The organism is Pseudomonas sp. SZ57 (genome assembly GCF_009495975.1).
GTDB lineage: Bacteria > Pseudomonadota > Gammaproteobacteria > Pseudomonadales > Pseudomonadaceae > Aquipseudomonas > Aquipseudomonas syringae.
On sequence record NZ_WIBD01000021.1, the window covers coordinates 78771 to 86418 of the forward strand.

The following is a 7648-nucleotide window of genomic DNA, read 5'->3' on the forward strand; positions in this document are numbered from 1 at the left end:
CGATTGCCACACAAACTGCTAAGTTATTGTTTTGGCTAAGGAACTTAAGTCGGAAAAGAGAGTCTGAGGTTACTTGCAAAAGGCCCGCTTCCAGTGAAGCGGGCCTTTTTTGTGGGCGTCTTTCAGGGACGTCAGAGGATGCGTGCCGACTCTGCCGAGCGCTCGAGGCGAATGGCAACGAACTTCGATGTCGGCGTGCTGCTGCCATCACCCACGCTTTCCAGAGGCACCAGCGGGTTGACCTCTGGGTAGTAGGCGGCAGCCTGACCGGCCGGAATATCGAACGGCAGCAACGTGAAGCCTTTGACGCGGCGCTCGCGGTTATCACTCCAGATCGAAATCAGGTCCGCCTTCTGCCCCGGCTGGAAGCCCAGACGGATGATGTCGGCTTCGTTGACGAACAGCACGTCACGCTGACCTTTAACGCCGCGATAACGGTCGTCCAGGCCATAGATGGTGGTGTTGTACTGATCGTGCGAGCGCATCGATTGCATGATCAGGTCCGGGATCTGCCCCGTCGAGCTGACGTGTTCATTGATCAGAGTCAACGGCAGCGCGTTGGACTTGAAGTTGGCGCGGGTCGACGCAGTGTTCCAGCGACGTGCGCCAGCAGCGTTACCCAGGTAGAAGCCACCCGGGTGCTTGACGCGCTCGTTGAAATCCTTGAAGCCGGGGATGGTGTCGGCGATCAGGTCACGAATCCGGTTGTAGTCCTCGACCAGCCACAGCCAGTCGACAGGCGTCTTGCCCAGCGTTGCGTTGGCGATACCGGCGATGATCGCAGGCTCGGAACGCATTTGCTTCGAGGACGGCTTCAACTGGCCGTTGGAAGCGTGGACCATGCTGAACGAATCTTCCACGGTGACGGCTTGTGGGCCGTTGGCCTGGATATCGATGTCGGTACGGCCGAAGCACGGCAGGATCAGCGCGTCCTTGCCGTGGAACAGGTGGCTGCGGTTCAGCTTGGTGCTGATCTGTACGGTCAGATCGCACTTGCTGAGCGCTTCGGCGGTGCGATGGCTGTCCGGGGTGGCTTGGGCGAAGTTGCCGCCCAGCGCGATGAACACCTTGGCGCGGCCTTCGGCCATGGCGTGAATGGCTTCTACGACGTTGTGGCCGTTTTCGCGGGGCACTTTGAACTGGAAGCGTTTTTCCAGCGCATCGAGCAGGAACACCGGTGGGCGTTCGTTGATGCCCATGGTGCGGTCGCCCTGCACGTTACTGTGACCGCGCACCGGGCACAGACCGGCACCCGGACGACCGATGTTGCCGCGCAGCAGCATCAGGTTGGCGATTTCCTGGATGGTCGGCACCGAGTGGCGGTGCTGGGTGATCCCCATTGCCCAGCACATGATCACGTTCTTGCCCTTGGCGTACATGCGTGCCGACTGTTCGATGTCGCTCAGCGGCAGGCCGGACTGCTCGACGATGGCGTCCCAGGACGTGTCATCGATGGCGGCCAGGTATTCGAGTACACCTTCGGTGTGTTCGTTGAGGAACGCATGATCGAACACCGAAGGTGCGTTGTTGGCCTGCGCCTCGCGCTCCCATTGCAGCAGGAACTTGGCCATGCCGCGCAACAGCGCCATGTCGCCACCCAGGGCAGGGCGGAAGTAGGCGGTGTTGGTCGGGCGGTCGCCGTTGGTGAGCATCTCGACCGGGTGCTGCGGATGCTGGAAACGCTCCAGGCCGCGCTCTTTGAGCGGGTTCACGCACACTACCTGGGCGCCGCGCTGGACCGCTTCACGCAAAGGCTCGAGCATGCGCGGGTGGTTGGTGCCGGGGTTCTGACCGAGGACGAAGATGGCATCGGCGTGTTCGAAATCCTCGAAGGTCACGGTGCCCTTGCCGACGCCGACGCTTTGCGACAGTGCTACGCCGCTGGCCTCGTGGCACATGTTCGAGCAGTCCGGGAAGTTGTTGGTGCCGTAGGCGCGCACGAACAGTTGATACAGGTACGCCGCTTCGTTGCTGGCGCGACCCGAGGTGTAGAACTCGGCCATGTTCGGGCTGGGCAGGTTCTTCAGGTGCTTGGCGATCAGCGCAAACGCGTTGTCCCAGCTGATCGGCTTGTAACGGTCGGTTTCCGCGTCATAAGTCATCGGCTCGGTCAGGCGACCCTGATACTCAAGCCAGTAATCACTCTGCTCCATCAACGAGCTGACGCTGTAGCGGGCGAAGAAGGCCGGGTCGACACGGCGCTTGGTCGCTTCCCAGTTCACCGCCTTGGCGCCGTTCTCGCAGAACTTGACCATGCCGCTTTCCGGCGAATCACCCCAGGCGCAGCCCGGGCAGTCGAAACCACCGTTCTGGTTGGTCTTGAGCATCATGCGCAGGTTCTTCAGCGCGTTGTCACTGCCCAGCCAGTGTTGCGTCACGCTGATCAGTGCGCCCCATCCGCCTGCCGCACCTTTGTACGGCTTGTAGCGAGGGGTTGGTGTCTTGTCGGCTTGATGATGAGTGCTCACGCTTGAATCTCCATCGCAGGGCTATAGACCCGCGGCGCACTGTGCTGCGGCAGGTGAATTAAATTGAGGTTATGACGGCGGGCCCATTGCAGGGCCAGGCCGGTGGGCGACGACAGGCTGACCAGCGTCTGGATGCCGGCGCGCAATACTTTCTGAATCAGTTCCAGGCTGCAGCGGCTGGTCACGATGGCGACGCCGCCGGCCAGGGGGATGTCCTGGCGGATCAAGGCGCCGATCAGTTTGTCCAGCGCGTTATGGCGGCCGATGTCTTCACGGCCCAGCAGCAACTGGCCGTTGCCGTCCATGAACACCGCCGCGTGCACAGCGCCGCAATGGCGGCCAAGCGGCTGGAACTCGCCGATGCGCTGACGCAGGCCTTCCAGCCATTCGATCGGTGGTAGGGGCGCGCCGGGCAGGGCCTTCAGATCAGGCAATGCCTGCTCGACGGCTTCAACGCCACACAGTCCGCAGCCGCTGGTGCCAGCCAGTTGCCGGCGCTGCTGCTTGAGTTCCCAGAACGCGCGGCTGGCGATCTCGACCTCGGCCTGCATCGCCGAGCCGCAACCGCTGAGTTTGAAGTCGTAGATTTCGTCATGCGAGGCAATGATGCCGCTGCCCAGGCTGAATCCGACGATAAAGTCTTCCAGATCGGTCGGGCTGACCAGCATGACCGCCTGGCTAATGCCGTTGTAGGCAATCGCCAGTGCCACTTCTTCGGCAAGTTCGTTGCGTGCAGAGGCCGTGCCCTCGAGATTCGAGTAGCTGTAGGACTGGCTTGCTTCGGGGGCTGGCGTAGCAAAGGACGCCGAGCTGACCTTGCGCGTAACGGGCATGGGCTGAAATACCGGCAGAATGACATCTGCAAGACTAGGCCCGTTATGTGAAATCGTCTAATCGCTAGTGCTGATGCCCCGATAGATGACGTCGATCAGCGCCCTAACGCGGTATTTCGGCTACCAGCGCAAAACAGGCTTCAGCCAGTGCCGAGCGCGGCGCACTGCGGCGCATGATCAACCCCAGCCGGGCCAAAGTCCGGGAGTCGGCAATCGGATGCAGGCGCAGATGTTCGGTGAGCGTTTCCAGTCCGCCATCCAGCGGCATGATCGCGCAGCAAAAACCGCCATGTACGGCTTGCAGCAACTGATGAACGGCATCGGTTTGTATCAGCGGGTTGGGTTGCAGGCCGCGGCTGTGGAAGTTGTGATCGATCGACTGGCGAAAATGCATGCCGCTGGTCAGCATGCCCAGTGGAAGCTCGACCAGATCGGCCCAGCTCAAGGGATCGTCGCCAAACGAAAAGTGCCGACGGTCGTACAGCAGGCCCATGCGCGTGTCGTCCAGGGGCAGCGAATCGAAACGCTCGTTGTCCAGCCGCTCCAGGTACGAGACGCCCAGGTCGATACGATTGCTTGCCAGTTGCTCCAGCACTTGCTCGGAGCTGAGTGACGACAGCTCGAAACGCAGATTGGGGTGCAGATGGTGCAGTCGGTGCAGCAATGGCAGCGGATCGAAGCTCGACAGCGGCACCACGCCCAGGCGCAGCGTCCCGACCAGATGACCGCGGCAGGCGGCCGCTTCAGCCTGCAGGCCGTCGTAGGCAGCCAGTACCGTGCGTGCCCAGGCCAATACGCGTTCGCCTGGTGCGGTGAAACCTTCGAAGCGCTGGCCGCGATTGACCAGTGGCAAGCCAAGCTCTTCTTCCAGATTGCGCAGGCGCATCGACAGCGTCGGCTGGGTGATGTTGCAGCGCGCAGCCGCCTGGCCGAAGTGCCTCGTCTCGTCGAGGGCGATCAGAAATTTAAGTTGCTTGATGTCCATGTTCACTCCGATGAGCCGTCCAGACAGCCGATTCTACGCGCTCAGGCTGAACGATGGTCGAGCTACGTTGGTCGGAAGCCTGCAGCCCTTGATTTACAAGGGCTACACTCATCACGCTATTCCTTAAACCTACTTACGGAGAACCAGAAAATGAGTCTGATCAGTTTCATCAAGGAAGCAGGCGAGAAAATTCTGGATGCACTTCTGCCAGATAAAGCCAACGCCGATGAGTTGCTGAGAAAGCATATCTCCGAAGCCGGTCTGGGCAACCCCAATGTGCAGACCGAAGTCAACGGCAGCACTGTCACCGTGAAAGGCCAGGTCGCCAATCAGGAGGAGAGGGAAAAGATTGTCGTGACGCTGGGTAATATTCATGGCGTGGATAAAGTCGACGACCAGATGACTGTTGCGGGCGGCGAGACTTCTGAATCCGAATACGTCGAAGTGATGCCGGGCGACACCCTCAGCGCTATTTCCAAGCGCGTGTATCACGATGCCAACCAGTACCAGAAAATCTTTGAAGCCAACAAGCCGATGCTCAAGAGCGCGGACAAGATCTATCCAGGTCAGAAGCTGCGCATTCCGAAGTGATCTGAAGACGCTGCCCGCCTTTTCAGGCGGGCACATGGCGTTGCTTACAATCCCTTGCTCAGCTCCCGATAGTCGTCCACTGCGGCGAACTCTTCGGTGTCTTTCGGGCCTTTCTGGCTGTTGGGCTGGCTGACTGCCAGCAAATGAGCTACACCGAAGTGTCGAGCGCTGCGCAGGATCGGCAGGGTGTCGTCGATAAACAGACTGCGTGCCGGGTCGAACGCTGTTTCGGCCTTCAGGGCGTCCCAGAAATGCTGGCTTTCCTTGGGAAAGCCGTAATCGTGAGAGCTGATCAGGCGTTCGAAATAAGGCGCCAGCTCGATTCGCTCCATCTTCAGCGACAACGAATCACGGTGCGCATTGGTGATCATGATCACCCGCTTGCCGGCTTTTTGCAGGGCCGCCAGAAACGTCTCGGCGTCCGGGCGCAGCGCAATCATGTGGGCGATTTCGCGTTTCAGGTCGCGGACCGACAGGTTAAGCTCGGCGCTCCAGAAATCCAGGCAGTACCAGTTGAGCGTGCCCGCGTTGTTTTCGAACAGCGGTTTCAATTCCAGCCAGGCCATGGCGAAACTGACGCCGTGCAGTTCGGCGTAGCGCTGCGGCAGGTGCTGCATCCAGAAGTGTTCGTCGTAATGCAGGTCGAGCAACGTGCCGTCCATATCCAGCAGGACGGTATCGATTTCGCTCCAGGGCATGGAAAGCATTCTGGCCTCGTCAGGGGGTTGATAGCGGGTAAGCATATCCGACACAGACATCGGGAAAAGCTCGGTATAGTACCTCGTTCATGTAAAGGAGCCTGTCATGCGTCAGAAACCTACCGTACTTGCCCGCGCAATCGTCGCCAGTAGTCGTCTGTTCCGCGTTGAAGAGCTGCAATTGCGCTTTGCCAATGGCGTCGAGCGGACCTATGAGCGTCTGGCCAGCAAAGGCACGGGCCCTGGGGCGGTGATGATCGTGGCCATGCTCGATGCCGATCACGCTGTGCTGATCGAAGAATATTGCGGCGGCACCGATGCCTACGAGCTGTCCCTGCCCAAGGGCCTGATCGAGCCGGGCGAAGACGTGCTGGCGGCCGCCAACCGTGAACTCAAGGAAGAGGCCGGGTTCGGTGCGCGGGAGCTGGAATTGTTGACCGAGCTATCGCTGTCCCCGGGCTACATGAGCCAGAAAATTCAGGTGGTGCTGGCCACCGACCTGTACGAAGAGCGGCTGGAAGGCGACGAGCCCGAGCCGATCCGGGTCGACCGGATCAACCTGCGCGAGCTGTCGAGCCTTGCCCAGAATGCCCAGTTCAGCGAAGGCCGGGCGCTGGCCGCGCTGTACCTCACACGTGACCTGCTGACCCAGCGTGGATTGTTCCAGCCATGACCGACTCGTTGCACAACCTGCCACATCCGCTGCTCGCCCCGGTGATTGAACTGACGCGACTGGCGGGCGAAGTGATCCTGCCGTTCTGGCGCGCCAATGTCACCGTGACCACCAAGACTGACGACTCGCCGGTGACCGCCGCTGATCTGGCCGCCCATCAGGTGTTGGTCGAGGGCCTGCAGGCGCTTGACCCGGACATTCACGTGCTCTCCGAAGAGGACGCGGACATCCCCTTCAGCGAGCGGGCAAGCTGGGAGCGCTGGTGGCTGGTCGATCCGCTGGACGGCACCAAGGAGTTCATCTCCGGCAGTGAAGAGTTCACCGTCAACGTCGCGCTGATCGAACGCGGCCGCGTGGTATTCGGCGTGGTCTCGATGCCCACCAACAACCGCTGTTACTTCGGCGGTGCCGGGCTGGGTGCCTGGCGCAGTGACGGCGTCGACCACATCCAGCCGATCGCCGTGCGCAACCAGCTTGGCGAAGGGCAGACCTTTACCGTGGTCGCCAGCCGCCGCCATTCCAGCCCCGAGCAGGAGCATTTGCTCGCCGGCCTGTCGAACGGGCTGGGTCATTTGCAACTGACCAACATCGGCAGCTCACTGAAATTCTGCCTGCTGGCCGAAGGCGCCGCCGACTGCTACCCACGCCTGGCCCCGACCTCGCAATGGGACACCGCTGCGGCGCAGGGCGTGCTTGAAGGTGCAGGAGGCGAAGTGTTGCAACTGGACGGCCAGCCGTTCAGCTACCCGGCGCGCGAATCGCTGCTCAACCCGTTCTTCCTGGCCCTGCCGGCCAACGCCGAATGGCGCGACAAACTGCTGGTGCTGGCGCAGTCCTGAGGCCAGCTTCAAGGCCTCTGCCCGGCGAGCGTAGGCGAACCGGGCGACACTTCGCTTGCTCGCGAAGGCGATGGTTCAGGCGACGAATTTTTGCCGGTTGCACCGGCCTCTTCGCGAGCAAGCTCGCTCCCACAGGTCTGCGTACAACGCTGAGACAGTTTCACCAGTGCAAAGGCGCACGGCGTGTTCTTCGCTTGATACAAGTATGCAGGGTCAGGCGCGTTCTTGTGGGAGCGAGCTTGCTCGCGAAGGCGATTGTTCAAGCGATGAATTTTTGCCGATTGCACCGGCCTCTTCGCGAGCAGTTGGCTCCCACAGGTCTGCATATGGCGCTGAGACAGTTTCACCAGTGCAAAGGCGCACGGCGTGTTCTTCGCTTGATACAGGTATGCAGGGTCAGGCGCGTTCTTGTGGGGAGCTTGCTCGCGAAGGCGATGGTTCAGGCGATGAATTTTTGCCGATTGCACCGGCCTCTTCGCGAGCAAGCTCGCTCCCACAGGTCTGCGTCCAGTTCATCCACTATGCGCAGCCTCACTGGCGCAACACGAACTGCCCGACAAA

General features: G+C 61.0%; 7 protein-coding genes. 3 read left to right on the forward strand and 4 right to left on the reverse strand.

From position 1 onward, the window contains the following. Positions 1-131 precede the first annotated feature (131 nt). From GE543_RS18975 to GE543_RS18985, 3 genes are all read right to left on the reverse strand, one after another. Complete coding sequence (locus GE543_RS18975; protein ID WP_371927196.1) at positions 132-2468, reverse strand: FdhF/YdeP family oxidoreductase; 2337 nt, start codon at positions 2466-2468, stop codon at positions 132-134. Further along, positions 2465-3301 carry a formate dehydrogenase accessory sulfurtransferase FdhD gene (gene fdhD / locus GE543_RS18980; RefSeq protein WP_003420321.1) on the reverse strand — a complete coding sequence of 279 codons (837 nt, stop codon included), beginning with the start codon at positions 3299-3301 and terminating at the stop codon, positions 2465-2467. The genes GE543_RS18975 and fdhD overlap by 4 nt, the downstream gene beginning before the upstream one ends. A gap of 103 nt (positions 3302-3404) precedes the next feature. Further along, positions 3405-4286: a LysR family transcriptional regulator gene (locus GE543_RS18985; protein ID WP_153222137.1), complete on the reverse strand. Its 882-nt coding sequence runs from the start codon at positions 4284-4286 to the stop codon at positions 3405-3407. A gap of 150 nt (positions 4287-4436) precedes the next feature. Between GE543_RS18985 and lysM the strand changes: the two genes are divergently transcribed. Further along, positions 4437-4877, forward strand: a complete 441-nt coding sequence (gene lysM, locus GE543_RS18990) for a peptidoglycan-binding protein LysM (protein ID WP_153222138.1) — start codon at positions 4437-4439, stop codon at positions 4875-4877. A 44-nt stretch (positions 4878-4921) separates the two neighbouring features. Here the strand turns inward: lysM and yrfG are convergent, their stop codons facing one another. Then, on the reverse strand, positions 4922-5584 hold the full coding sequence (gene yrfG, locus GE543_RS18995) for a GMP/IMP nucleotidase (protein ID WP_003343604.1): 663 nt from the start codon (positions 5582-5584) through the stop codon (positions 4922-4924). Between the two features lie 97 nt (positions 5585-5681). Between yrfG and nudE the strand changes: the two genes are divergently transcribed. Together nudE and cysQ are read left to right on the forward strand one after the other, a co-directional pair. Then, positions 5682-6248, forward strand: coding sequence for an ADP compounds hydrolase NudE (gene nudE / locus GE543_RS19000; RefSeq protein ID WP_003372295.1), 567 nt, complete (start codon positions 5682-5684; stop codon positions 6246-6248). Then, the gene (cysQ, locus tag GE543_RS19005; RefSeq protein WP_153222139.1) at positions 6245-7087 is read left to right on the forward strand and encodes a 3'(2'),5'-bisphosphate nucleotidase CysQ; all 843 of its coding nucleotides are present in this window, start codon (positions 6245-6247) and stop codon (positions 7085-7087) included. The genes nudE and cysQ overlap by 4 nt, the downstream gene beginning before the upstream one ends. Positions 7088-7648: the final 561 nt, after the last annotated feature.

Coding starts and splice junctions, on each gene's coding strand:
- fdhD (WP_003420321.1), bottom strand. CDS start 3,301: ATGCCCGTTACGCGCAAGGTCAGCTCGGCGTCCTTTGCTACGCCAGCC.
- GE543_RS18985 (WP_153222137.1), bottom strand. CDS start 4,286: ATGGACATCAAGCAACTTAAATTTCTGATCGCCCTCGACGAGACGAGG.
- lysM (WP_153222138.1), top strand. CDS start 4,437: ATGAGTCTGATCAGTTTCATCAAGGAAGCAGGCGAGAAAATTCTGGAT.
- yrfG (WP_003343604.1), bottom strand. CDS start 5,584: ATGCTTTCCATGCCCTGGAGCGAAATCGATACCGTCCTGCTGGATATG.
- nudE (WP_003372295.1), top strand. CDS start 5,682: ATGCGTCAGAAACCTACCGTACTTGCCCGCGCAATCGTCGCCAGTAGT.
- cysQ (WP_153222139.1), top strand. CDS start 6,245: ATGACCGACTCGTTGCACAACCTGCCACATCCGCTGCTCGCCCCGGTG.